This window comes from Bifidobacterium sp. W8114 (assembly GCF_016101165.1).
Classification (GTDB): Bacteria; Actinomycetota; Actinomycetes; order Actinomycetales; family Bifidobacteriaceae; genus Bombiscardovia; species Bombiscardovia asteroides.
The window spans coordinates 95,443-119,881 of sequence record NZ_JACFRA010000001.1 but is presented as its reverse complement, the minus strand read 5'-3'; the positions used below and the strand labels follow the sequence as shown (position 1 = coordinate 119,881).

Here is a 24,439-nt window from a genome sequence, read left to right as displayed (position 1 = left end):
TGGCCCCGTAGCTCAGCTGGATAGAGCAACTGACTTCTAATCTGTAGGTCGAGAGTTCGAATCTCTCCGGGGTCACCAATTGCGCTCCTTGCTCTCAATACTTAAAGCAGGGTGTCAGCTCGTGCTCACCTCTCCTAAGGCAAAAAGCAAGAAGCAATAAAGAGTAGACGATTTGCGTTAGTTAACGACTACTTTCCATGGGCACTGGTCTGTTCATCGTTGGCAATATCAGGCACGCGACAGTCCGAACTTTGTGCAGCAGAGCGCATATACGCAAATCGCACAAGGACCTCACCGCCTTCGCCTATCAATCTCCCGTATTGAGAATGCAGCTATGGTAGGCCCATCAATCAGTCGACCATCACGAATCATATTTGTTATATCAGCCGATCGCAGCCAATGCAGATCCTCTAATTCCCAATCACCGCCCTGGTTGACGCTGTCGACTACAGGGATAGATGAAACGTCATCAAGCCGTATTTCCATCACCCGCACGTCGTCTTGGAGCACCCCGGCATCGGCATGAAGCCTATGCAACTGGTGGACGGCGTCCGGCTGAGCCCACAATCCGGTTTCTTCATGCAATTCACGAATGGCTGTGGTCTGGGGATTTTCACCTTGTTCTCCCATGCCTCGCGGAAATTCCCACAACCAGTCTTCTACAGCAACCCGCCAGTGGCGCGCTATAAGATAGAAGTCCTCTCCCCCCTGTTCTACGACCGCCACACAAATCACGCCTGGTTGACCCTGTTTGACAGACGCAACGTGCAAGGTCATGTCAGCACCCGTGTCCCTTACCTTGACGTCCACAGCAGTCACGGTAAAGTCGGCTCCCCCTGCTTCCTCGAAGACTTTTCTACGCCTTATCTCCTGCAAAGGACTCGTAGAACCGAGCTCATCAGCGTTGTTCACAGCCACCTTCTTGGTCGATGATTACCGTTGAGCGAATACCATGGTTTGTGTTGCCGAATGCTGGTCGTGCATCCACTCCATCATTGTCAGTAACTCGGGAAATACTTCAATGAACCAGGCCGCAATCAATATCAGGATAATGGACATTGATCCGGAGAAAATAATCTTGTCGCAAAAAACGGATACGGATGCGATGATCAGGGTCGCAATGAACTGCTTGATGATTTTTGAGTTGTCCTGTCTTCGGTCAAGCTGCGATGCTGACTTTTGCACACAGTAGGCGATGTTGCGAATATGCCGCTGCTGGGCAGAGTCCGGAGCATCCGGTCGACACTTACGCCACTGCTGTATCGCATCTCTTGACTGATAACAGAACTGCACAAAGCAGGCGGATGGCATCTGCCCCAATAATTCCGTGACCTGTCCCGATAGCATCAAGGAGCGCCCACCTGTTCGGCCTGCATAGCGCTCATACGAATTCGGCTCACTTTGTACGGCCATGAGACAGCAGTCCAGGTAATCCGCCATTGATAAGCGGTAGACAAACTGGTACCAATCAATCAGTGTCTGCTGGTCGCATTCCATGGTCCTATTGCAATCGGCCCTACCTACAGGCAATGCCGACTGCCTGATAAGAGCAAACGCCTTGGACCGTCTCGGTTCATGACTTATCCTGTCCAGAACATCCCGAAATACGGTCTTTTCTGCCTCGTTCGCCTGGGATGCAGAACACCATGAACGCAGACAATCGGCGTTTTCAGTGACAACAGGAAGAAAGGCATCGTTGAAGCTGCGGGAGATACCGGCATTCGACTCGGTTTGGGAATTCTGCGGCTTATACCTGATGAGGCCCTTTCGCTCTGCATCTATCCATTCCTGCCAACGCTGGGCCAGCAATTGGCAGGTACCATCAGACGGACCTTGCTGGCAGTATGCGGAGTACAAGCAGGCGATCCTTTGAGCTATCGACCAATGATCCTCTGCATGCTCATTCAAGACGGCTCTGGTCTGGGGAACGAACCGTTGACTTTCTTCAGAGGTGATGGTCTCCTGTAAAACCTGATATTCAAGCGGCCGTAGCGTACCTATATCCGGCAGGGTGACCGCCCCTCCTTCAGCCGAAAGTTGCTGATTGTCAGGCGGCACTGTGGTGAACCGCAGCAGGCACTCCTCCAGGGTCCGTTGTCTGCCGGATATGGTGAGGAAAGGCTTTTCATAACCGTTCTGCCCAATAAGGTCAAGAACGACATCAGGACCAAATGCCAGAAAATAGATGCCATCAAAGAGCTCTGCATCAGTGACAAGAACCTGGGGACTATAAAGGAATGCCGTTCTGAGAATGCCGGCAAATCGTTCAAGAAACTCCGGGTGCTGCTGAATGGTTCTCTCGCAGATGCTCAACCCGTCAGGACCATCTGACCAGAACCGCCAATTCACCTCTTGATCGCACTCGCATTGCCGCCTGACCCGATTCCAATCGTTCAGCTGTTCCTCTGAATCGAAATTGGTCAGCATGATGGCATCCTGACGTAAACTCTGACTCATGTCTATATGCTAGACCTCGTGCTTGCCGGCCCGTTGAGTACGACCTCTTTAAAACTGATTCAAGAAACCCAGGCATGAAGGAAAATTCCGGAAGTACCAATCGCTAATCATTGACAACCGGAGTGCCTTACGCCGTGGTTGCTTCTTTCCCTTGAAGTTGCCTGCATATTGACAGGAACTCGAATATCCATGGCCGATGCCTGAACAGTTTTCAGACCAAATCAGCCCTGCAACCAAGCCCTTTCGGGGATATAATGATACATTCCCACGCAGGTATCCACAGGAGGGGCAACCATGAACGATTGGTATCAACCTATAGATAAGCAAACAAGCGAGGACCAAGAGCCGGCCCCGGCAAATCGGAATTACTCCGGCGACGAGGGATACGACCAAGAGCCTTCCAACCACAGCTACGGGATTGCTTCCCAACAGGGGAATCCCTCGTCAGCCGCCACTGGATACCCCAATGCGGATCAGTCCTGGCAGGCTTCAAACGCACCGGGAGGACCACAGAATCCGTACGGCCAAACCGCATATGGTTCTCAGTTCAACAGCAACCCCGGACCGGCCCAAATTCAACCGTGGCAACTTCAGGCCCAATATGTCAGCGGACCGGGTATGTCGAACAAGTCGAAGGTCACGGCGGCCATCCTGGCTTTCTTCCTGGGCGGCTTTGGCATACACAACTTTTATCTGGGCAAGACCGGGCGCGGGGTCGCCCAGCTGCTGATCACCATCTTCGTTCTCTTCATAGGCCCTCTCATCTCTTCGATCTGGGCCATCGTAGAAGGCGCGCAGATTCTTGGCTCACATCCGGGGTCGCCTTACCACATGGACGGCAAGGGACTCCAGCTGCAGGATTAAAATCGCACGGATCCTGCCCACAGTGGCCTCGCCTGCCTGAGCTTCCCTTGGATGCTTTTGCATCGTTTAACCTCCTCCAGCCAAGGACGAGAGACAATCAAAAGGCACGTCACAACAGACCACGCAGACACACCCTTCCACGAGGTCAGGGATCGGATCTGCCCCAAAACTTGGCGAGCATCTGGTTCAAGCAACGAATACCGATTGACCATCTCAAGACACCGCAGGATGCCGTGGGCACCTTTTCGGGCCAGCGTCAAGAACCCAGATGCGCACCCTTTGCCCCTTCCCCAGCTTGAGGGGATGGGCGTCATATTGAAAGGCCCGGCCATTGAAGGTCACGATATCCGGGCTCATGGCCGCCACCTTTTCAGCATCGGCGGCCCCTCCATTGGACCCCGGAAGATTTGTGCGCTTAACTCCCCTGACGGCGGCGCCTCTGGACAGCATCAACGGCAGTTCCGCTCTCCATGGCTCGACTGCAGCGGCCCGGAAGCATTTATTCCGACATTGCAGAGTCATCCCTCACGAAGCTTGCATAGCCCTGCACGAGTGAGATATGAGCCTGGGTTCACCAGGTGCTGACGAAGGAAATTGACCGGCGATAGAAGTAGCGCATAAGGTATCCATGCGACGGCTCTGATTCGCGCCGCTGCCGCCATGCTCTGAGCAATCCAGGAGCACAATGATTCACTGGAACCGCTTTTATTTATCTACACGGCATATGGTGCGACACGAGACAAAAACAGGACCCGGCCGCACCTGGCACGAAACCAGTCGTCATATCCATGGACGAAGCATTGAGCCATCTGCTTATTCGAGGGGGCCGTATGACCCAGTAAGAGCAGGCTCAGGTCAACAGCAGTGCCGCAGGGCCGAAATCAAGAAACGCCGATAGGTGAAATTTGCCGACTGCTGCTTGTCCATCGTCTCCCCCGCAGGCATCGGCATTCCCCTGCCTGTGTATTCTTTATCAAACCCAATACGTGGTCATGGCAAGGCCTGCCTCAAGCCATGCCTTGCCATGACCACGTCATCATTGAGTACTTCTACTGTCCGGTCTTCCAAACATCCTCATACCGGTAACCTGTCAGGTCCTCAACGACACGCTTGGTGTCTGGGTCGACATCGGCCTTGGAGCCACCAGCCTGCAGACGGTTGATCTCGTCTTTGATTATCTTGTGCGAATGCTGATCAAGGTTGAAGGTACGGGCCAGGTAGAGAGAATAGATGAAGCAAACGATTGGCACCAGGGCGAAAGCCACCATGATGCCCATTTTGGCCGAACCGCTCTGCACCGAGGCATGCTGGTTGAATCCGCTCAAAGTGAGAATCCAACCGATCAAGGCGGAGCCCAAAGCGCCTGTGACCTTGCGGGTAAAGGTCTGAACAGCAGCGAAGGCTCCAGCCCGCAGCTTCCCGGACACCATGGTGTCCACGTCCGGCACCAAAGGAATCACGTTCCAAACGGTGTACTCAGCCGTCTGCCTGCCTATCTGCCAAATTGCGGAAAGCAGGAAGACAAGGACGAACATGAATGTTGGGTTGAGCCTTATTCCCGAGAAGTAGACGATCGCATACGTCGCCAGGACGAATAGCTGCAGGCCAAAGGCCGTCGTCCACAATGGCTTGGGGCCCTTCCTCTGCATGAAGAAGGTGGCCACGGGGACGACCAGCATGCCAAGAATGGACAGACTGGATGCTGCCTGTGCATTGGCCTGGCTCATGCCGATCAGGAAGATGGCATAGTAGAAGAAGGCGGTATTGAAGCAATCCTTGCCGAAGTAGGAGACAAAGTAAATAACCACAGTCCTGCGACAAGCCTTGGTTTTGAGTACCTGCAGGTAATCGTTGGCGACTTCGCCCAGGCCCTTGTGCTTGTCCTGCTTATGGTTTGCTTCAAACTCCTGAACATGTTCAGGGGAGAACTCCCAGGTGGAGAAATAGGTGACCAAGGTCCCGGCTGCCAAGGCTATGCCAAAGATAATACCGGAAATCGTATAGGCGCTGCCGCTGTTCTCGCCCAGCGCCTTGAGCAGGACGGCAGGCAGACCGGTCACGGCAAAGGTGCCGAAGGCCGAGATGAACATACGGACGGAGGAAAGCTTGACTCGCTCATCAGCATTGTCGGTCATTTCCGTAGCCAGGGTTTCATAGGCGATGTTATCGAAATCCTGCGCTGTTTCAAGAAGGAGAAGAACGACGAAATACCAGATGTAGGAACCCGGATGAATCGTGAAAAGCAGGGGGAAGCATATGGCCGTCAGGATTGCGCCGAACAGGAACAGCGTGTGTCGCCTTCCCAGCTTCCTGCCCACCCATGTAGAGAACAGGTGGTCACTGATGCCGCCCAGGATGCCGCAAATAGCCATATCCAAGAGCTTGAGGACGAGCAACATGGTGCCCACCAACCCGGCATTCAGGTTCGCGTAGGTGGTCAGAAACACCATCAGATAGGATCCGACAAGCGTCCCCCAGGCAGAGCCATTGAGATCATTTAAGCCATAACCCAGGCTGCGCAGGAAGGTGATCTTCTTCGGCGTGTATACCCAGCGCTTCGAAGACTTCGAAGCTGATTTTGTCTCGTTTGTCATCTGTTACCTTTGCTCTCCATTGATGTAAAGGTTGCGAACATTTATGGTTTTCAGCCCTCGATCTGCATCATGGAACAGGCCTTTGGTCGGTTCTGTATGCCAGGTCTCCATCAGCTCCTCCTCAGGGGCCAGATGCCATTCGAACTGATCGATGCTGACGTTTTCGATGGGACTCTCGGGGAGCCCTACGATGAAGGCGGCGGTTGAACGGACGTTGTCGGCCCGTACGTCTTCAATCCTGATATTGCGAATATGAGGGGTGGTCGCTTCCACCGGTTGCGCCGACTTGCTGAGGACGTAATCCTCCTCCTGGGGGAGAACCCCAGGTGCAAAATACATGCCCAGGACGATCGGGCACCAGCAGTGATCCATTTCAAGATGACGCAAGGTGATCCCCTCTATGGTGCCGCCGCGCCCCCGCCTGCTTTTCAGGCGTATGCCACGTTGAGTGCCTGAGAAGGTACATTTTTCAACATTCACGTCATTGATGCCTCCAGCGGTTTCGCTGCCAATGGCTATACCGCCGTGACTGGCCAGGATCGTGCAGTCTTTTACGTTGACATGTGCCGTCGGCTTGTTGACGCGCAGTCCGTCGGGGCCACTGCCCGATTTGAGGGTGATGGCATCATCACCCACATCGAACAAAGAGTTCGACACAGCAACGTTCGTTGAAGAATCAATATCCAAAGCATCCGTATTAATGGCGTTCGCCGGGTTCCTGACAGTCACGCCATCAATGGTCACCTGCGTGCAATAGACAAAATGAATAGTCCAGAATGGCGAATTTTGAACAGTGATCCCCTTTAGTTTGACCGCCGTGCACTTCCAGAACTGTATAAGCGGAGGTCTCAGGAATTGCGTCGAAGGACGCGCCCCGCCACCTGCGCGTTCCTTGTAATCAGGGTTGAGCCTGGCAAGTTCCAGCTCGTAGTCTTCCTGCGGCTGCGTTCTGTCGGTGCGTTCGATCTGCGCAAAGGTGCGCCACCACCATGCTCCATTACCATCGATAATCCCCTCTCCGTCGATGGTTATATTGTGGCAGTCAGCCGCATAGAGAAGAGGATGCATGGCATGGCATTCAATCCCCTCCCATCGTGTCCAAATGGGCTTATACAGGTGCGGATCATCCTTGAATTTCAGAACCGCACCTTTTTCGAGAATGATGGTGAGATCGGAAATGAGCTCGAGCGGCCCTGTTTCCGTGGTCCCCTTGGGTATGGTCAGTACCCTCGCCCCATCGCATTTCGCCAAGTGATCTATAGCCTCTTGAATGCTGGAGAAATCACCGGCACTCACCGTCGTGGTATCTTTATTCATATAGTCAAGGACTCCTTTGTTTCCTCGTTTAACAAAATGATATGTAGGGCGACGATGTCCCCGTTCCAGAACTCGTGTAACAAAACCACAGGTCTGTTAGCGTTCCATAGAGGATGGTGGTCAAAGAAGATGGATATCGACAAGATACTGTTCTCAATGAGCCAGGACGAGCTGAAAAACGTCCGAGAGCACAGGAAGATGACAGAAATCAAAAACAGTTCATTCACCCTGAAGAACGGCCGGGTCATTATCAGAGACTCATATTTTCTGAATGACAGAAAGGTCTATATCAGCAAGTGCTCCAGATTCGCCGACTATCCGGAACACGGTCACAGCTTTCTGGAGATGAACTACGTCTACTCCGGAAGCTCCAGTCAGACAGTGAACGGTCAGCAGCAACACCTCAATATGGGCGATCTGCTCCTCATGTCAAAAAACACCGTTCACGCAATTGCTGCGCCCAGCCGGGAGGACATCATAATCAACCTCATGTTTCCGGTCGAGAACTTTGATGCCAGCAGTCTGGGAAGCATCATGCACTACAATGCATATGTTTTTGACTTCCTCATGCACAATATGACCAGCCAGGACGAGAGCACATACATGATATTCAGGAGCTCAAAATACCCGACGATACAACAGCTGCTGAGGCAAATCATGGAAAAATACTATTCGGACAGCTATCTGACCGGCGAGATTATCCGACTGGAGGTCACAATCCTATTCATGGAACTGATCGAAAACGTACCCGTAGAGACATATCGAGAGGATCAGCAGCAGGTCATTCATGATCCGGTACTGAAAGTCCTGCAGATGCTTCGGGAGAATGCCGCCGATCTGACTCTGGAAGAAACCGCACGGGAGCTAGGTTATAACCGCAATTACCTGGGAAGCCTGATCAAGAAGCGCACAGGAAGAACGTTTAAGGAAATTCAGACTGACGAACGTCTCAACCGAGCGCATTTCCTGGCTGAGAATACACAGCTGCCGATGGACAAGATCATTGCCATGGTCGGCTGGAGCAATAAAACCTATTTTTACAAAAAATACCGAACCAGATACGGTTGTTTGCCACGCGGCAACAACGGAAGCCAATAGGACTTGCATCCGGGCCCCCAGAAATATCCTCACAACCACACACATATCCATAAAAGGCGAAGAGAACATTTTTCTACATGGACGGCTACCGGCCTGCACACGTTCATGAAACCTGCAGGATGCCGTGGGCGCCCTTCTCGGCCAGGCTCATGACGTGGTTGACTATGGAATAGTCGCCCGGCTGATCGACCCTGAGCTCGACAAAGCCGCCTTGGGCCGGCAACAAGGGCAGTACCTGCGCTCCGGCCGATGAGACAGAGGAATTCCCTCCTGAACCTCCACCTATCAGATAACGGCCCTCGGTCCAGACCGTATCGAACTGGGTTCCCACGATATGGAAGGACAGCGGCTGGTTGGGCCCGGCGTCCAGAACCCAGATGCGGACCCTTTGCCCCTTCCCCAGCTTGAGGGGATGGGCGTCGTATTGAAAGGCCCGTCCGTTGAAGGTCATGATATCCGGGCTCATGGCCGCCACCCTTCCAGCATCGGCAGCCCCTCCATTGGACCCCAGATAGATCTCGGACTGGACCAGAACATATTCAGCAGCCACTGGCGGAAGGGCGCCGCCATCCACGACCACAGCCCCATACATGCCGTTGGCTATATGGTTTGACATGGGGTCGCTGCTGCAGTGGTACATCCAAATGCCAGCCCGATCAGCGGTGAAGGTGTACAGGAGCTCCTTGCCTGGCTCGATGTTGCGCATCATGGTCTGGGGGACGGCCGGACCAGCATGAAAGTCAATGGAATGGCTCATGCTTCCCCTGTTTCTGATGGTGACTTCAAAGGTGTCTCCCACCCGGCCTCTGAGCACCGGACCCTGGGCCAAGGGCCTCGACCCCTCATCCCGCGGATCGCCCTCATCATCAAAGCTCCATACCGTGCGCGTAAGCCCTGCTGCCACCTGCTCCTTACGTTCCTTGACATCCAGGGTGTACTTTCTGGTACCAGCCCTCCCCTGGTCATCCAGGGGCGGAAGAGTGGCCTTGGCAGGGTCGCTCTTCTCGGCCTGCGACTTGAGCTTGGATGCCGAAGGGACCTGGCTCATGGTCATCTTCCGAGCGGAGGACTGGACTTGCTCGGTAGTTGTTCCACCCCTGGCCTTGACCTTGAGCTCCATGCCCATCTGACGGTGTCCTGCCAGCGAGCACCATCCCAATGTGTCGCCGCTCAGGACGCCCACGTCGACCGAGACGCTCTGGCCTACAGGAACGGACCCCGTGCTCTTGCCATTGGCGAAAACCAAGTCGTGCCGCTGATCTCCGGTGTTCTCAAATTCTACAACCAACCGGTCGCCTGCATTGATGGTGATGGTATCCGGCACAAAGGCCATCCCCTTTACCCTGATTGATGCTCTGCTGGTGTGACCAGTCGGCTGGACGCTCTTTGACGATGCCTCCTGGACGCCTCCAGTATTGGGCGCAGCCCCGACCGAGACAGCCAGAGTCGGCCGGAAGGCCATCAAGACCACGGCGGCCACCAGGACCAGCACGGTAACCGATGTGGCAACCAGATCCGTCCTCAGGGCCAGGGTCCCGACATGTTCGGCTTGCGAGTCCTCGGGCTGGCGCCGACGGTAGCGTTTGGATGCCAGAACCTGCTTGCCGCGAGCAGCCAGGTAAACCACGGTCATCATCATGGAGAGGATTCCCAGGACGTTCAGCAGGTTTCCCGCCTTCCATAAGGGCGTGTAGAGCCGGATGGCTCCAAGAAGCCTGATCAGCAAGCCAACCTGCATAAGCGCCCAGGCACCCCAGAGGAGGGGATGAAAAGGCAGGGGCCTGCGAATGACCGAGGGGACGATCATGCAGACATGGGCGATGACCATGGTCATGATGAATCCCACAGCCAAGGCATGCAGCGCCATATCGCCCCAGTAGGCGCTGGAATCCAAGGGCGCCACCATCCAGATGAGCGCAGCCAGAAGCCCCCAGGCGTAGGCCGACAGCATGCAGGTGCCCATGAATCCTGGCAGACCGCCATGCCGGAAGGTGCCTTTGGCCACATCGTGACTGGCCATGACCAGGAGAAGCAGGGCCAAAGCCAATCCCAGAAGCGGATAACCGACCGAAGGCACCATGGCTTGAACAGGCAGCATCAGGACAGTCAGGAGGCCCAAAACCAGAATTCCCGATTCAAGTCGGATATCCGAGAAGACCGCCCTGGCCAGCTCCACCCGCTCCCCGACGATGGTCAGAATCAGAAAGAAGAGCCAGGTTGGAGCCAGAACCGAGGCGTCCAATCCTGCAACCCATCCAAAAGCTCCGACCAGACCCACCAGGGATCCGAGAACCTGTATGAGAACCTCTGCAGAAGGCTGACGATGCCAGATGGCCAGATACATGGCCGTCAGGACTAACATGGACAAAGTCCACGGAATGCCGCCAAAAAGCTCCACCCTGACCCATGATGGGGCGGCAGCGCGGCTCGAAACTATGAGCGAGATCAGGCAAAGCAGGGACCCTAGCAAGCCCAAGGCAGGAGCAAGAAAGCCCCAGGAGGGTTTCTTGGATCCGCCGCTGCGATAAGCCACCGCCCTCTCCAGACCAATGGCGGCGCCCAAAAACCCATAGACCATGAGCCCGCCGTGCAGGTCAGCCAGGGGAACCCTGTCTGAAGGGTGAATCAGGTCCGCACGAATCAGCGCCGCTACAAGGCCAAGCAGCGCAGCCAGACCTGCGCCTACGAGAAGGGCCATCCTGGATCTGGGCAAAGCGGTTCTGCCGCCGGACTTGCGCATCTTCTGGTCGTTCTGCATGGGTCTGTCCGCCTTGTCCTGGGTTGATAATTGATTTGATAGCTATACAATTTAATCGATGAGTCAGGAAATTCAAGCCCGCGAGCAATGGGTTCAAGCCCCCGGCAGGCGCAGAAGCGGAGAAGAGATCCGCTCCGCAATCTTGGATTACCTGCATACGGCAGTCGAACAGACCGGCACAGGTCTTACCACACAGCAAATCGGGGCAACCTTCGGCATCCATCCGACGACCGCCCGTTTCCATCTTGAACGTCTGGTCGAACAAGGTGAGGCAGTCCGCCAGAGAAAGGACAGTGATGGTCAATCAGCCGGTCGAGGCAGACCGGCTGTCATCTACTCCCCCACATCCATGAACCGAGCCCGGGAGGATATGATCTCCTCGCTCTGCATGGCTCTGGAAACCGCCTGCCCCGATACCCGAAGCAGAAACAGAGCCGCGCTGAAAGCGGGTATGGCCTGGGGCCGAACCCTGGCCAGGCAGAGCAGGGAAAATACAGAGAAGGACCTTCCATCGAGCGTCACTCAGACATTGTTGAATGCTCTGACCACCCTGGGTTTTGCACCGGTGAGATCGCAGCCGAATACAGCAAGCCTGTATCTGACCTCATGCCCCTTCTTGGACAGCGTCAGCAGCCATCCCATTATCTGCACAATCCATCTGGGCATGATCCAAGGGCTCGTGGATGGCAGAAACAAGAAGGCCGGCGACAAACAAGCCAGCGTATCCTTGAAACCCTTGTCCTCACCAAAAGGCTGCTTTCTGAAAGTAGTGAAAGCGGATAGTCGATCAAAAGGGAGAGTAAAGCAATGACCTACGTGATTGCCCAGCCCTGCGTGGACGTCAAAGACAAGGCCTGCGTGGATGAATGCCCGGTGGATTGCATCTACGAGGGCCCCAGAAATCTGTACATCAACCCCAACGAATGCATCGACTGCGGTGCCTGCGAGCCTGTCTGCCCTGTGGAGGCAATCTTCTACGAGGAGGACCTGCCAGAGGAATGGACCTGGTTCAAGGATGCCTCCGAGGACTTCTTCGCCCAGGTCGGTGATGCCGGCGGCGCCCAGGCCCAGGGACCCTACGATCACGACCATCCACAGGTCGCCGCCCTGCCCCACCAGGATAATTTCGTCTGCATTCAGCCGGAATCACGCGGCCAGCGCGCGGTCTGGGTCCGTAAGGACCAGACGGAATGAAGACCGTTTCAAGCCAGGACAATCACCTGGTCTTCCCTGACTTTCTGGATCGCCCTGTGGATCAGGCAGCTCGGATGCTTCTGGGCTGCCTGATCATCCGGGACTATGAGTCGGAGGGGGAACAGGCCTGGGTTCGGATCGTGGAAACCGAGGCCTACGATCAGAATGATCCGGCCAGCCATGCCTACCATGGACGATCGGCGCGCAACGCTGCCCTCTTCGGCCCCAGCGGACACATGTATGTCTACTTCACTTATGGAATGCACTACTGCATGAACATCTCCTGCCAGGAGGACGGATTCGGTGTCGGCGTGCTGATTCGAGCCTGCCAGCCGGTGCAGGGTCTGGACCTTCTGCGCAGCCACAGGCACGGCCATCACCCGGACCGTGAACTGACCAACGGTCCCGCCAAGCTCTGTCAGGCCTTGGACATCGACAAGCGCAACTACGGCCATGACCTCAGAAAACCGCCCATCCGCCTGGCAGCCGCCAGTCTGGACCAGGAAGAGACCATCACGGCAACCCCCCGAATTGGCATATCCCACGCCAAGGAGACCCTACGGAGGTTCATCATCACCGGCAACCCCTACCTGTCGCGATGATTAGGCGAAAAACCGGCGCTCCTGGCTTGTACAGCTTAAGGGGTGACTTATTGCTCAATGAAGCGGGATTCGACACAGCTCTGGAAGCGAACAAGCGAGAGAATGACAGCGGCCAGCAGAGCAATGATCAGCATGCCTATGAAACTGCCGGTTACCGGATTCAGTCCAAACGCTGTTGAAAAAGCCTTGAAAGCCCAGGTGGATGCCGTAAAACCAAGGCTGGTGGTGGCCGAGAAGACCCCCATGACCAAGGGATAGCGTCTGTGCGGGGTCAGGTTGGATAGGAGGAAGGGGCAGGTGGCCATGTTGATGGCACTGCCCGAACCAACCAAGAAGGCCGATAGGCAGACCAGCGGGAAGGAGCGGGTGGTCAGGAAGAGCAGGGCGCCCAAGGCCATCAAAAGGAAAGCGACCGGAATCGTCCATTGCCGGCAGACCCGCTTGATGCCGTTGATACTAAGCCCGATCACGACCGAGGAACCCGTGTTGAACATCAAGGCCACCCCTGCTGCACTGGTGCCGCCCAAACCGTACTTGGCTATGTAGACTGCGAGCTTGTTGTACAGAACCGCGACCAGGAAAATGCTCAGAAAACCGATGAGAATGCAAGAAATGGTAGCCCACCAGCATTGTCTGCCCTTCTGCGAGGGGGAGACTTGAGACTCTGTGGCCTTTTCCGACTCCTCCTCGACGGCACCGACTCCGGGGACCATGAAGATGACCAAGACCAGGGCAGGCAAGGCCAGGAAATAGAGCCAATAGTTGTGCAGCCACCCTCCCTTGGCCAGGACACCGCCCAGGGCAAGGACCAGCATGGAAGAGCCATCCTGAACAGCCAGGACCAGCCCCATCAGCGCCGCCAACTGCTTCCCGCGGAAGAACCTTGCCGACAGGCTGGGGAGAACTGTGGTGGCGATGCCCACGCCGAATCCGACAACCAAGGCAAACAAGAGCAGCTGGCTTACACTGCTATGCACCAAAAGGGGCATCAAGCCGCCCAGTGCGACACACAGACAGCTGATGCAGGCAGCTGTTTTGAACCTCATCCTGGTCAGGAGTTGACCAAATAAAAGAGCTGAAACTATAGCTGCCGAAGAACCGATGGAAACCACCGATTCAACGGTGGAGGGATCAGCATGAGGAAAGGATGCCTGGATGGCGGCAACGGAGGGAGAGATGATGGAGTCAAACCGCGACATGATGGCCAAGGCCATGATTCCGACCAGAACCCCAAGGTTCTGTCTGGTCAATATCCCTGTGTCCTTGGGCTTAGACGCGCACGGGTCCGGTTCCACCGTTGCTGCCTCCCTCTCAATGTCAGCGGCACCATTCCTGGTTGATGGTGGGTAGTCTACTCCAGCAGCAGGGCCATGCCAACCAACACGACGAGGAAGAGCAGATTAAAAGCAGTATAGATTTTCAGATACTCACCTTTCTTGCTCGGATACTGCTTGACTACAGCCTTGTAGGAGATCAGCGAGGCCATTGAAGCGACCAATGTTCCGAGCCCGCCCAGGTTGGTGCCCAGAATGATTGAGCGCCAGGCTGTCGAAAAACCTGAGACCAGGAGTGCTGTGGGCACATTGCTGATGACCTGGCTGCACAGGACCGAGGTAATCAAAGGATGGATGTTGACCAGGCCGCTGACCAGGTTATAAAACTGGGGAATCCTCCTGGCATTGCCTATGAAAATGAAGAAGGCCACGAAGGTCAGCAGCAGACCCCAGTCGACATGCAGAAAGACCCGCCTGTCGCATATCAGAAAGGTCACAACCACCACCAGGACCATGGTCCACTGGGGAATCAGCTTGGCCACACCAAGCAGGCAGACAAGAAAAAGAAGAAGGTAGATGGCGATGCGCCATCCGCTGGACCGTTGCATCTCCTTGACCTGAGGCTGTATCCCCTCCTCCCTGGGCGCTAGAATGCTGTGACGAATCTCTTGTGCATACATGCCCTCGAACTTGTCCAAATGCTGATCCCTGAAAGCGAACCAGCAGCACACGAAGAGCATCAGGGCCGCCACCAGAGCGTAGGGCGCCATAAGGAGGAGAAACTCCCCAGTAGGCATCTCGGAGCGGGCCTTGAGGTATAAGTTGTGAGCATTGCCAATCGGGGTCAGCATGCTGCCCACATTGGCGCCCAGGGTCATCAGGGTGACGATCAGCAGGGCATGGCTTTCCAGACCGGCCATGATGAGCACAGCAACGGCGAAGGGCACGAAAGTAACCAGGGCTACATCGTTCGTGATGAACATACTGGAGAAGAAAGGCAGGGAAACCAGGACCAAGGCCAGGCCCCGCACCGAGCGGACGCGACTCAGCAGGCCGGCACCAATGGCATGGAAGACCCCAATCCGCTGAAATCCGCAGACCACCATCATCAGGGAACCCAGCTGGGTAAGGGTATTGACGTGGATGTAGCCCAGATACTGTCGGTCGGGAGGAATGAGAATGCAGGATACGAGAGCGATGACTGCCGCGACGACCAGGACGGTCTCGTTTTTCAGCAGTCCGATCACCCGATGTTGCATGGTCACCTCCGGCGAACGAATTCCTCACTTAGTTTACGCGCCCGCCCATGGCTTACAGGGCCTCTGTTGACGCTATTTTCCGCTCCTGAACCCGGGGTCGGAACACTCGGCGCTACTGACGGCTAGTCTGTCTGGCCCCGACTTTTGACCCTTGTCGGACAGTCACAGAGTCGGATGCCCATTAAACATGAATAGGGGTCCTGCGGATAGGTTGCATTCGCAGGACCCCCGTCAGATGGCAATATTACTTGTCATCCATTCGTTCCGGATCGGGAATCAGGTAGGACAGGACCAGGGCAATCAGCACCAGCACTCCGCCTCCGATCATGGCGGCAACATATCCAGCGCGGGCTCCCCTGGACGCCGCCAGGCCGCTCATGAATGCGTAGAGGACCGCATAGCTCAGGCCTGAGCCCAGGTTGAAGGCTCCGGCGTTGAGTCCCGGCAGGTACCCGGTATTGTCCGCAGGAGACAGGACCACGCCCAGCCCGTTGAGCATGATGTTGGCCGTCCCCGCGTAGGAGACACCCAGGATCAGGGAGAGGAGCACCAGACTCCAGATGCTGGGAACCAGGCAGACGTAGATGCCGAAGACCAATCCCAGCACGCTGACCAGCTGACCCACCCTCAGAACCTTGAGGTAGCCGAAACGCGAGGCCAGCATCCCGGCAACCGGGCCAAAGACCAGACCGACCAGGGCATAGGGCGTCAGCGTGGCAAAGGAGACGATGCTGGCCTTCAAGCCGACACCGACCTCGCCATCCTGGGCAAGGGCCGGAACGATTCCGTTCATGATGGCGAAGACACCGACCATGGTGGTGAGAGTCGTCAGCAGAAGTCCCCAGGTGCGCCGCTGTCTGAGATAGGTGGTGGTGACCATGGGTGCCGACGTGGTGCTCTCGACTTTCCAGAAGATCATGAAGAAGACCGCAGCCACCAGGATCTCGACAACCACCAGTAGCCAGCGCGCCTGGGCAAGCTTCTCGACCTCATTGATAGCCAGGTATGCGGCCAGGAAGGCGATGCAGAGGAAGACCACACCGGCCCAGTCCATGCGGGGGCGATCGTCTGCATAGCTCTCGCGGGCGAAGAGGGCCACCAGGAGTACGGCAATCACAGCAATGGCCACCATGAACCAGAAGACCGAGCGGAAACCGAAAGTGCCAGCCAGCCACCCGCCTAGGATGGCATCCACGCCGCCGATGCCGCCGTTGACCGCCGTCAAAACGGCCATGAGCCTGGCGTATCGGGCCTCATCGGTCACCTCGGCATGCAGCATGATCAGGGTCATGGGCACGACCGGACCAGCCACCCCCTGGATGACGCGACCAATCATGAGCACCGTCACATTGGGAGCCAGGGCGGAAACCACACATCCCAGGGCCGTCAGGCTCAACATGCCCAGCAACACCTTCTTCCGGCCAGCCAGATCGCCCAGCCGAGGCAGGAATAGGGAGAAGACCGCACAGGAGGTGAAGAACACCGTCTGGGTCAGTCCGATGCTGGAGCTGCTGGCATTAAGCTCGGTCCCCATGGTCGTCAGAGCCGGCGAGAGCATGGATGCGTTGAGCTGGAAGGCGAAGACGGCGGCCATAAGGGCTGTCATCAGAGCCACGATTGAAGAGCCTGAGCCGCCAGCGGTTGTGTTGATAGACTTGCCAGTCTTGGGTGCGGCTGTGTTCGAAGTCTTCATTAATCTCATCCAATCGCGGTGATGGCCTTGACCACCAGGTCCCAGAATCCCTGGAAGTCCAGTTTGACGGCCACCTGGGTGTGGCAGTCCTCGGCAGAGGGCTCAGGGCCGCGCAGATCGGCCACGGTCATCCCGCAGGTCAGATCCCCGCGCAGTTCCACATCCACCGGGCAACGACGGGTGCTCACAATGGAGGGGTCAATCAGATAGGCCACAGTGCAGGGATCATGCACGGGCGGGTCCACGAAGTCCTGGTTGTCCTGGTAGGACTTGCGGAAGAAGTCCATCAGCCCGCTGACGAAGTGGGCCAGATCGGTGCCGATGCCCTCGATTCGCTGCTGAACCTCTGGTGTGCACAGGGCCTGATGAGTCAGGTCCAGCCCCACCATGGTGACCGGCCAAGACTCATTGAAGACGATATGAGCAGCCTCGGGATCCACCTTGATGTTGAATTCAGCGACAGCACTCCAATTGCCTACATGGTAGCCACCACCCATGAGCACAACCTCACGGACGCGGTCGACAATGCGGGGTTCCTTACGAACGGCCATGGCGATGTTGGTCAGGGGTCCGGTGGGGACCAGGGTCACTGTGCCCGGCTCCTCGCGCATAATGGTCTCGATGATCCAATCGACGGCGTGGCCGGGATCCAGGGGCCGGGTAGGTTCAGGCAGCTCGACACCGTCCAGGCCGGTCTGGCCATGAATTGAAGCAGCTACCTCCTGAGGACGCACCAATGGCCTATCGCATCCGGCATGGACCGGCACCTGGCGCGCATGTGCCTTTTCCAGCACAGCCCTCGCATTGTAGGTAACCTTGTCCAGACTCTGGTTGCCGCCAACCGTAGTCACTCCGATCAGGTCGATCCGCGGATCGCCTACTGCCAGAAGGATAGCCACCGCATCGTCATGACCTGGATCGCAGTCCAGGATGATCTTGCGCGTCGTCATATACTCGCCTACACCTTTCTCATGAACATGTCCTGGGCCATGGACCATGGCCCAGGACATGATACCCCTGATTGGCATTCAATCGATGTAGGCGCGTTAGGCCGGTCAGTCCCGAACTTGGGCGAACCCACCCACAGCCCAGGCCAGTCGACTCCGAAGCTCAGGGTCCACCGCAAATAGCCCCAATCCGTGTACCCCTCGTTTGAGCAGCACATTAAACTCGTGCCGAAGATTGTCTACGGGATCCATCTCCGGCTCAGACCGCTGGTTGGTCGCCAATGTGTTGCAACTGAGCTTCGGTTCGAATTCGATCTTCCCATTCCTGTAGGTGACCGAGGGCCCGATGATGACTCCCGCGTAGTTGAGGTCAAAACCTTGGATGGTGAAGATGGAGCCCACTTCATCAATGGTGAAAGGCAGCTCGGCCCAGGCGATCCGGTGATTTGCAGCAGAGTTTCCCTGGGCTTCATATAGTTCGTAATTCCAGGGCATGGCAAATTCACCTTCGCCGTCCTGACCCTCTTCGGCCCACACCCACTGGCCTGAATCCTCTTGGTGCAGTACAACCTGCCAATGTCGGGAGGGATCATGTGAATCCGGATGATTCTTGCTGCTGTAAGGCCAGTCATAGGTGGCCAGGAGTCGGCAAAGGCCCAAGGACCCCTTGCTTTTTTGCTCCTGATCCTTTTGCCGAATGAACTTCCTTAAATACTTAGGTGAGTCAAAAACTCTTATCTCATATGGATGCTCCCAGGGATCCGGATGCAGTTGGCCGATGACGCCATCCTTGGCTGTCATCCGATCCAGCCAGGCGCATGTCGCAGGATCAGCCTGAATGCGCATCTGTTGATCCAAACGAACATGACTGACCTGGAAAGTATCCTCGCGTATATGCTGACCGTCCCGCGACTTTTCGCGGATGAGCATGGATTGCGAGAAAGTCTTGTCATGTTCAGAACCCGTCAATCCCAGGAGCCGACTTTCCTGGGCATCCACGAACTGGGATCCACGCAGGACCTGTTCCGGGTCGAAAACCACGATCGCCACTTTTGCCCGCCGCAATATGTCATAGAGCTGATTGCTTCCGGAGTAGCTCTGCGACCCTTGTGTCAGAAGCAGATGCGCCTCGTCAATCAGCACAACATCCGCCTGAGCGTCGACGCTATTCATAGGATCCGCTGCCCTGCCTGTGGACCGGCCATTTCGATTGGTCTGCTTGCTGAAACGATTGATGAACTGGACAGCGCCAACCACGCACTGTCCGCGTTTCTTTTGCAATCCCAGCTTCAGAGCCATCTGGTTGTATACATTAGCCTGCTCGGTCTGGTTGACAATGATGTAGGAACGCTGCCTGACCTTCGCCGAACGGTTATCGTCCTTGCCGTTCAAGTTTCCATAGATGCCGTACCTGGCACATATCTGATAGAAGAGATGGCTGAGCAAAACGGTCTTGCCAGTCCCCGACATGCCCTGAACGACAATGACCTGGGTATGCGCTTTATCCTTGATCCGAACCGGGCCTATCGGTTCCGTCATCGAGTGGAAACCCTCGCCTGGGTTTTGAATAATGACCGACTCCAGCACATGCAGAACAGTTTCTTCGGCTCGCCGTTGTTCGTCGGTGAGTTTGCGGAAGGGCGAGGCCTTGAACAGGGCGGAGTCCAGAATCGCCTTCTCCTCCGGGAACAGATCGGGCTCCATTTTGTGCAGGGTCTGCCAAGCCATGGAAAAGATGCCGTCGAATTCATCACTGGTGTAATACATGTCCTGAGCATTGGTTCTACGGTTCATAACCAGCTTGACTGCATCGACGCTCTGCATATACCCCATCAACCGATTTTCCATATCCAGGGTCAGGGACTTGTTGAAGTGGCGATCACCGATGATGTACTGGCAGACCCTGTCTCGGTGATTGCGCATGAATCGCACCAGGCGTTCCCAATCCGTGCGGGTTCGTGGATCCAGCTCGATGTGCTGCCTGGTCCGAGAACGAATGTCATTGGTTTCCCCGACGTAAACCACGTAAGGGGACCCACCGCCGTGTTCTTTGCCGCTGTCCCCTACGTCGGCAGAAACAATATATACAGTGGGATAGCGCAGGAACAGCTCCTCCAGCAGTCTCTCCTCGAAATTGCTGTCCGGGCTGCCAACAGCTTCCTCCTGCTTGTACTCGGCAATTGCCTTGGAGAAATCCTCATCTCTGAAGCTGCCATAGGGCAGAGTCATCACCACAGGCTGCGGTGCGCTTGATGAATCCATGATTTTCACTATGCCACAAACCCATACCAATCTGATACAAGGAGGGCCGGCTGATAGGCTCGAAATCATGATCAGCAAGGAAACGGAAACAGCGGTGATGGATTTTGTGCACGAGCGCGACTGGGACCAATTCCACACGCCCGCCAACCTGGCCAAATCAATCTGCATCGAAGCGGCCGAACTCCTGGAATGCTATCAGTGGGGAGACGATCCCAGGGACGGAGACGAAGGCCATGTAACCGACGAACTGGCTGACGTGCTCACCTATTGCATCCAGCTGGCGGATCGGCTGGATCTGGACATGGATCGAATCATCATGGACAAACTGCAAAGGACGGCCGACAGGTACCCGGTGGCTACTTCGCGCGGCTCCAGCCGAAAATACCGGCCGCTACAGTAGTCCTAACGATTCAGCAAGTCTGCGCAGCCGGCGACCCCAATCGTCCAAGTCGCCTGGCAACCAGTGCAGAAAAATCATCCAAGTTGACTCCAACATAGCTATTTATGGAAGCGAACTGAGGGCCTGATGAGGTGTCGACCGGGTTGGTGCCGGTATAGGCAACTGTGGTGGCTCCCGAGGCTACAGCCGAAGTGATGCCGGTCAAAGTATCCTCGAAAGCCAAACAGGATGCCATCAAATCAGGGCTGTTGATGCCCACCAGACTGGCCGCATGCAGATATGGGGCAGGATCGGGTTTCTGCGCCAGCCCATCGTCCCCGCAAACATAGTCGGCAAAAGCCCCCTCGGGTGCCTTGGCGACCACTGCCTGAGCCATGCGGCGTGGCGAAGTAGTGACCAGAATCGAGGGAATGCCAGCCTCAACAAGGTCCGCCAGGATGTCACGGACCCCTTCAATCCAGGGCATGTGACGCTCCTCCATGGCAATCACTCCATCGATCAACAGGTCAGGAATCTGATTCTCAGGAACGTTAAGACCCCGCTCACGCATCACCTTTGCCACTCTGGTCAAAGGTTTGCCGGAGACCTGCCAACCCATGTCGGCATTCCAGTCTCCTCCATGCTCGCGTGCTAAATCGACCTCCGCCTGATGCCAGTAGGGCTCTGAGTCGATCAGGGTTCCGTCCATGTCCCAGAAGACTGCAAGCGGTTGGCGACCCACAGCAGACCGGACTTTGTCAGTCGACCCGGCACGACTTTCTTTCTTTTGATGCTCCATGTTCATGCATTCACCCTATCGGCAGGGCTTGTCTTGAAAATGGCGTCACCCACACTACTTTGCGTGAAGGTCCGGCCAGGGCGCAGGCAGCAACTCATCCAGGCCCACATCGAGCACTTGAGCAACTGCCATTACGTTAATCAAACTGGGGTTGGCCGGACTCCCGGGTCGTGACTGCCCATGCTCCAACTGTTGATATGCGAATCGGGAAAGATTCGCATTATAGGCGACGAACTCTTGGCTGTAATGCAAAGCCGTCCTTCGGCGTTGTATGTTCATGCCTAATACCAGGGCGTACTCCGCTCATCCGTTCGGTACTTGAGAATGTGCCACAGTGCCAAGGTAAATACAAGAAACAAGTTGTCATGCCTTACCAGTAATACTATATCCGTAAGGCATTACAAGTTCACAAGCGAGGAACGATTCCCTAGCTCTGCCTTGCATCAACAATGGATTTGTCGCAGTTCAAGCTACAGCACCGACTACAGCACTGGCTGGATATGGATATTCCTTCGTCACTGGAGTCAACGGTCTTTTTGAGAGCAACACGCAGATACCCGACTGGAAGCTGACACCCTTAACCCGCTGGCCATCAGGCCTCTCGTGATTCGTACAATCTACACTCACACCAGAAATCCCTATCTGGGTGGCATCATTACCGCGGTCATTGTCACTGTGATGACCTGCATCAACTCCCGGATCTCCTTCCCCGCCTAGCGGGAAACCAGACCCAGCACAAGCCCCAGTCCACCCCCTCCTTGTCTGGAAGCAAGCGTCGAGAAGGACAGGAATAGCCAACTTATCTGACCACCAGTTCATTCGGCGTTGCCGAAGACCTGGTTGCGCAACTCATTGCGTTGGGTCTCGTATTGGGTGATCTGGCCAAGAAGACCGAACTTCTCCTGCCCGTCTGGCAACTGGTTCATCCGGTGTTTGGCCGAGGCGATCAGTCGCATGTAAGTGGCATCCAGCAGCCTTGCCAGCAGTTCGGAGGCGTACTGACGCTCCTCCGGGCTAGGCTGCTTCAGCTGAACATCCGCTTCATCGGAGCCTGCGCCCTGATCGCCCTCCTCATTGCCTTTCTTGGAGCCCGGTCCTGAGCCCCTCTGCCTATCCTCCTGCTTATCCAAATTCAGCGGCAAGGGCATAACAGCCAGCTCGTTGATGGCCGACTCCAGCATGGGCCCGCCCGCCTTGGTCAAATTATGCATCCACAGTCCCTGGGGCGTCTTCCTGTCAGGCAGCCCTCCGGCAGCCTGCACAGCCCGATAGAGCGAGCGGAAAATCGGAACTTCGAAACTGTCCGGACTCAGCTGGCCGAAGGCATCCGAACCGACCGCTCTGGGAATCTGAATCAGTACACCCATGAACTGCTGCTCGCAGATGAAGACGGAATCATCGATGTGATGATAGCCCTGTCGGAGGGCATCCTCACGCTGTATCCTGCGGCGTTGCATGGCATCGTCACTGCCATGGCCCGCGCGACCCTCCGATTCACCCGCACCGCGGTGAGGAGTGCGGACCGCATAGGCATCCTGGTCCTTCACATGCAGCTTGCGGCGGGCCCTGTTGACCTCCTGGCGCAGCAGATCCAGATCCACACCGATTTTTCTGGCGGTCTTGCGGGTATAGGCCCCGACCAGGGAGCGATCCCTGATCTGGGCCAGGATGGGCGCCACAGCCTTGACAGCCCCCATCTGTCCGGTGGTGTACTGGGTGTCGAACATGGCCACGGCGGTGTCGATGACGAAGTCGTACAGCGGCCGGGCATGCTCCACCAGGGATCGAACGGCCTCATCGCCATAGCGGATGCGCAGATCGCATGGATCCAGATTCTCCCGGGCCACCGCCACGAAGGTCTGCGTCAGAAAACTCCCGTCAAGGCCGAAGGCATGCAGGGCGGCCTTCTGCCCGGCAGCATCACCGTCGAAGGTGAAGACCACCCGGGAGCCCTGGACCGGCCCCACCAGCTGGATGGCCCCTAATGCGTCGTCGGAGATGAGCCGGCGAACGATCTTGGCATGGTCCTCGCCGAATGCAGTGCCACAGGTGGCTACAGCGGTATCGACGCCGGCAAGGTGGCAGGCCATGACGTCGGTATAGCCCTCCACGATGACCACCTGCCGCTTTTTGACGATGGCATCCTTGGCCAGGTCGATGCCGTAGAGCACCTGGTTCTTGCGGTAGAGCTGGGTGTCGGGCGTGTTGATGTACTTGGCGTTGATGCCGTCGTCCTCGTAGAGCTTGCGAGCGCCGAAGCCCAGGGTGCGGCCCGTGGAATCCCTGATAGGCCAGGTGACCCTGCCCCGGAAGTAGTCGTAGACTCCCCGCTGCCCCTGCCTGGCCAGTCCGGCATCCAGCATCTCCTGCTGGGTGAAACCCTTGGTGGACAGGTGGCGAACCAGGTTGTCCCATCCGCGTGGGGCGTATCCGCAGCCGAAATGCGCGCTGTCAGCCTGGGAGAAGGTCCTGCCCGCCAAGAGCTTGCGCGCCGCCAGCGCCTCCTTGCTCATGATCTGCGAAACGAAGAAACGCTGTGCCTCCTCGTTGGCCTCCAGCAGTCGGGAACGTTTGGACCCGCGACGCTTGTCCTGGCGGGAGTTCTCGTAATGCAGCTCGATCTGGTATTTGTCTGCCAGAATCTCGACGGCATCGCCGAACTCGACGTTCTCCTCCTGCTCCACGTAGGTGAAGACGTCGCCACCCAGTCCGCAGCCGAAGCAGTGCCAGACCCCCATGGAGGGACGCACTGAAAAAGAAGGAGACTTCTCGTCGTGGAAGGGGCACAGACCCATGTAAGTGCCGGAACCTGAAGGCTTCAGAGTCACGCTTTCAGAGACGATCTCATACAGATCGGCCTTGGCTCTGACCTTCTCGATGTCTTCCTTCTTGATCATTCCGGACATGACACCCAGCCTACCGGCCCAGGGGGATGTGTTGCG

18 protein-coding genes and 1 tRNA gene are annotated in these 24,439 nt (G+C 56.4%); 7 read left to right on the top strand and 12 right to left on the bottom strand.

Going from position 1 to position 24,439, the window contains the following annotated elements; genetic code table 11:
- The first annotated feature begins 1 nt into the window (after nucleotide 1).
- Nucleotides 2-78, top strand: a tRNA-Arg gene (locus H3T89_RS00510).
- A gap of 213 nt (nucleotides 79-291) precedes the next feature.
- Here the strand turns inward: H3T89_RS00510 and H3T89_RS00505 are convergent.
- Nucleotides 292-912 (bottom strand): NUDIX hydrolase, encoded by a 621-nt coding sequence (locus H3T89_RS00505; RefSeq protein WP_015022180.1) that lies wholly within the window; start codon nucleotides 910-912, stop codon nucleotides 292-294.
- Nucleotides 913-933: 21 nt separating this feature from the next.
- Nucleotides 934-2,427 carry a hypothetical protein gene (locus H3T89_RS00500; RefSeq protein WP_198215895.1) on the bottom strand — a complete coding sequence of 498 codons (1,494 nt, stop codon included), beginning with the start codon at nucleotides 2,425-2,427 and terminating at the stop codon, nucleotides 934-936.
- A 648-nt stretch (nucleotides 2,428-3,075) separates the two neighbouring features.
- Here H3T89_RS00500 and H3T89_RS00495 point away from each other — a divergent pair.
- The gene (locus H3T89_RS00495; RefSeq protein WP_052108376.1) at nucleotides 3,076-3,321 is read left to right on the top strand and encodes a TM2 domain-containing protein; all 246 of its coding nucleotides are present in this window, start codon (nucleotides 3,076-3,078) and stop codon (nucleotides 3,319-3,321) included.
- Nucleotides 3,322-4,370: 1,049 nt separating this feature from the next.
- On the opposite strand, the gene H3T89_RS00490 is transcribed toward H3T89_RS00495, so the two are convergent.
- Nucleotides 4,371-5,915: an MFS transporter gene (locus H3T89_RS00490; protein ID WP_198215894.1), complete on the bottom strand. Its 1,545-nt coding sequence runs from the start codon at nucleotides 5,913-5,915 to the stop codon at nucleotides 4,371-4,373.
- A gap of 3 nt (nucleotides 5,916-5,918) precedes the next feature.
- Nucleotides 5,919-7,232 (bottom strand): glycoside hydrolase family 28 protein, encoded by a 1,314-nt coding sequence (locus H3T89_RS00485; RefSeq protein WP_198203404.1) that lies wholly within the window; start codon nucleotides 7,230-7,232, stop codon nucleotides 5,919-5,921.
- Between the two features lie 129 nt (nucleotides 7,233-7,361).
- Here H3T89_RS00485 and H3T89_RS00480 point away from each other — a divergent pair, with 129 nt between their 5' ends.
- Nucleotides 7,362-8,330 (top strand): AraC family transcriptional regulator, encoded by a 969-nt coding sequence (locus tag H3T89_RS00480; RefSeq protein WP_181415629.1) that lies wholly within the window; start codon nucleotides 7,362-7,364, stop codon nucleotides 8,328-8,330.
- A 103-nt stretch (nucleotides 8,331-8,433) separates the two neighbouring features.
- Here the strand turns inward: H3T89_RS00480 and H3T89_RS00475 are convergent, their stop codons facing one another.
- A complete protein-coding gene (locus tag H3T89_RS00475; RefSeq protein WP_198215893.1) occupies nucleotides 8,434-11,088 on the bottom strand; it encodes a multicopper oxidase domain-containing protein in 2,655 nt (884 codons plus the stop codon).
- Nucleotides 11,089-11,146: 58 nt separating this feature from the next.
- Between H3T89_RS00475 and H3T89_RS00470 the strand changes: the two genes are divergently transcribed.
- From H3T89_RS00470 to H3T89_RS00460, 3 genes are read left to right on the top strand one after another with little or no spacing between them, the layout of a single operon-like run.
- On the top strand, nucleotides 11,147-11,899 hold the full coding sequence (locus H3T89_RS00470; protein WP_198215892.1) for a helix-turn-helix transcriptional regulator: 753 nt from the start codon (nucleotides 11,147-11,149) through the stop codon (nucleotides 11,897-11,899).
- Entirely contained in the window at nucleotides 11,896-12,282 is a 387-nt protein-coding gene (gene fdxA, locus H3T89_RS00465; RefSeq protein ID WP_029678651.1) for a ferredoxin, read from the top strand. The genes H3T89_RS00470 and fdxA overlap by 4 nt, the downstream gene beginning before the upstream one ends.
- Nucleotides 12,279-12,884, top strand: a complete 606-nt coding sequence (locus H3T89_RS00460; protein ID WP_198215891.1) for a DNA-3-methyladenine glycosylase — start codon at nucleotides 12,279-12,281, stop codon at nucleotides 12,882-12,884. Before fdxA ends, H3T89_RS00460 begins: the two co-directional genes overlap by 4 nt.
- Nucleotides 12,885-12,931: 47 nt before the next feature.
- Here the strand turns inward: H3T89_RS00460 and H3T89_RS00455 are convergent, their stop codons facing one another.
- The 5 genes from H3T89_RS00455 to H3T89_RS00435 all read right to left on the bottom strand — a co-directional run bounded on the left by H3T89_RS00455 (nucleotide 12,932) and on the right by H3T89_RS00435 (nucleotide 20,319).
- Nucleotides 12,932-14,134, bottom strand: coding sequence for an MFS transporter (locus H3T89_RS00455; RefSeq protein ID WP_198215890.1), 1,203 nt, complete (start codon nucleotides 14,132-14,134; stop codon nucleotides 12,932-12,934).
- Between the two features lie 101 nt (nucleotides 14,135-14,235).
- Nucleotides 14,236-15,417, bottom strand: a complete 1,182-nt coding sequence (locus tag H3T89_RS00450) for an SLC13 family permease (RefSeq protein WP_198216173.1) — start codon at nucleotides 15,415-15,417, stop codon at nucleotides 14,236-14,238.
- A gap of 244 nt (nucleotides 15,418-15,661) precedes the next feature.
- The gene (gene uriT / locus H3T89_RS00445; protein WP_442859980.1) at nucleotides 15,662-17,110 is read right to left on the bottom strand and encodes a uridine transporter UriT; all 1,449 of its coding nucleotides are present in this window, start codon (nucleotides 17,108-17,110) and stop codon (nucleotides 15,662-15,664) included.
- 5 nt (nucleotides 17,111-17,115) lie between these two features.
- Nucleotides 17,116-18,060, bottom strand: a complete 945-nt coding sequence (gene uriH / locus H3T89_RS00440; protein WP_015022193.1) for a uridine-preferring nucleoside hydrolase UriH — start codon at nucleotides 18,058-18,060, stop codon at nucleotides 17,116-17,118.
- A 105-nt stretch (nucleotides 18,061-18,165) separates the two neighbouring features.
- A complete protein-coding gene (locus H3T89_RS00435; protein WP_198215889.1) occupies nucleotides 18,166-20,319 on the bottom strand; it encodes a DUF2075 domain-containing protein in 2,154 nt (717 codons plus the stop codon).
- A gap of 67 nt (nucleotides 20,320-20,386) precedes the next feature.
- Here H3T89_RS00435 and H3T89_RS00430 point away from each other — a divergent pair, with 67 nt between their 5' ends.
- Nucleotides 20,387-20,719, top strand: coding sequence for a nucleotide pyrophosphohydrolase (locus tag H3T89_RS00430; protein ID WP_198215887.1), 333 nt, complete (start codon nucleotides 20,387-20,389; stop codon nucleotides 20,717-20,719).
- 10 nt (nucleotides 20,720-20,729) lie between these two features.
- Here H3T89_RS00430 and H3T89_RS00425 read toward each other — a convergent pair whose 3' ends face one another.
- Together H3T89_RS00425 and dnaG are read right to left on the bottom strand one after the other, a co-directional pair.
- Complete coding sequence (locus H3T89_RS00425; protein ID WP_198203396.1) at nucleotides 20,730-21,503, bottom strand: HAD family hydrolase; 774 nt, start codon at nucleotides 21,501-21,503, stop codon at nucleotides 20,730-20,732.
- A gap of 809 nt (nucleotides 21,504-22,312) precedes the next feature.
- Complete coding sequence (dnaG, locus tag H3T89_RS00415) at nucleotides 22,313-24,403, bottom strand: DNA primase (RefSeq protein WP_198215885.1); 2,091 nt, start codon at nucleotides 24,401-24,403, stop codon at nucleotides 22,313-22,315.
- Nucleotides 24,404-24,439 lie beyond the last annotated feature (36 nt).

What these genes read in the sequence shown, in the direction of transcription:
- H3T89_RS00500 (WP_198215895.1), bottom strand. Translation starts at nt 2,427, where the DNA reads ATGCTGACCAATTTCGATTCAGAGGAACAGCTGAACGATTGGAATCGG.
- H3T89_RS00495 (WP_052108376.1), top strand. Translation starts at nt 3,076, where the DNA reads ATGTCGAACAAGTCGAAGGTCACGGCGGCCATCCTGGCTTTCTTCCTG.
- H3T89_RS00490 (WP_198215894.1), bottom strand. Translation starts at nt 5,915, where the DNA reads ATGACAAACGAGACAAAATCAGCTTCGAAGTCTTCGAAGCGCTGGGTA.
- H3T89_RS00485 (WP_198203404.1), bottom strand. Translation starts at nt 7,232, where the DNA reads ATGAATAAAGATACCACGACGGTGAGTGCCGGTGATTTCTCCAGCATT.
- H3T89_RS00480 (WP_181415629.1), top strand. Translation starts at nt 7,362, where the DNA reads ATGGATATCGACAAGATACTGTTCTCAATGAGCCAGGACGAGCTGAAA.
- H3T89_RS00475 (WP_198215893.1), bottom strand. Translation starts at nt 11,088, where the DNA reads ATGCAGAACGACCAGAAGATGCGCAAGTCCGGCGGCAGAACCGCTTTG.
- H3T89_RS00470 (WP_198215892.1), top strand. Translation starts at nt 11,147, where the DNA reads ATGAGTCAGGAAATTCAAGCCCGCGAGCAATGGGTTCAAGCCCCCGGC.
- fdxA (WP_029678651.1), top strand. Translation starts at nt 11,896, where the DNA reads ATGACCTACGTGATTGCCCAGCCCTGCGTGGACGTCAAAGACAAGGCC.
- H3T89_RS00460 (WP_198215891.1), top strand. Translation starts at nt 12,279, where the DNA reads ATGAAGACCGTTTCAAGCCAGGACAATCACCTGGTCTTCCCTGACTTT.
- H3T89_RS00450 (WP_198216173.1), bottom strand. Translation starts at nt 15,417, where the DNA reads ATGCAACATCGGGTGATCGGACTGCTGAAAAACGAGACCGTCCTGGTC.
- uriT (WP_442859980.1), bottom strand. Translation starts at nt 17,110, where the DNA reads ATGAAGACTTCGAACACAGCCGCACCCAAGACTGGCAAGTCTATCAAC.
- uriH (WP_015022193.1), bottom strand. Translation starts at nt 18,060, where the DNA reads ATGACGACGCGCAAGATCATCCTGGACTGCGATCCAGGTCATGACGAT.
- H3T89_RS00435 (WP_198215889.1), bottom strand. Translation starts at nt 20,319, where the DNA reads ATGGATTCATCAAGCGCACCGCAGCCTGTGGTGATGACTCTGCCCTAT.
- H3T89_RS00430 (WP_198215887.1), top strand. Translation starts at nt 20,387, where the DNA reads ATGATCAGCAAGGAAACGGAAACAGCGGTGATGGATTTTGTGCACGAG.
- H3T89_RS00425 (WP_198203396.1), bottom strand. Translation starts at nt 21,503, where the DNA reads ATGAACATGGAGCATCAAAAGAAAGAAAGTCGTGCCGGGTCGACTGAC.
- dnaG (WP_198215885.1), bottom strand. Translation starts at nt 24,403, where the DNA reads ATGTCCGGAATGATCAAGAAGGAAGACATCGAGAAGGTCAGAGCCAAG.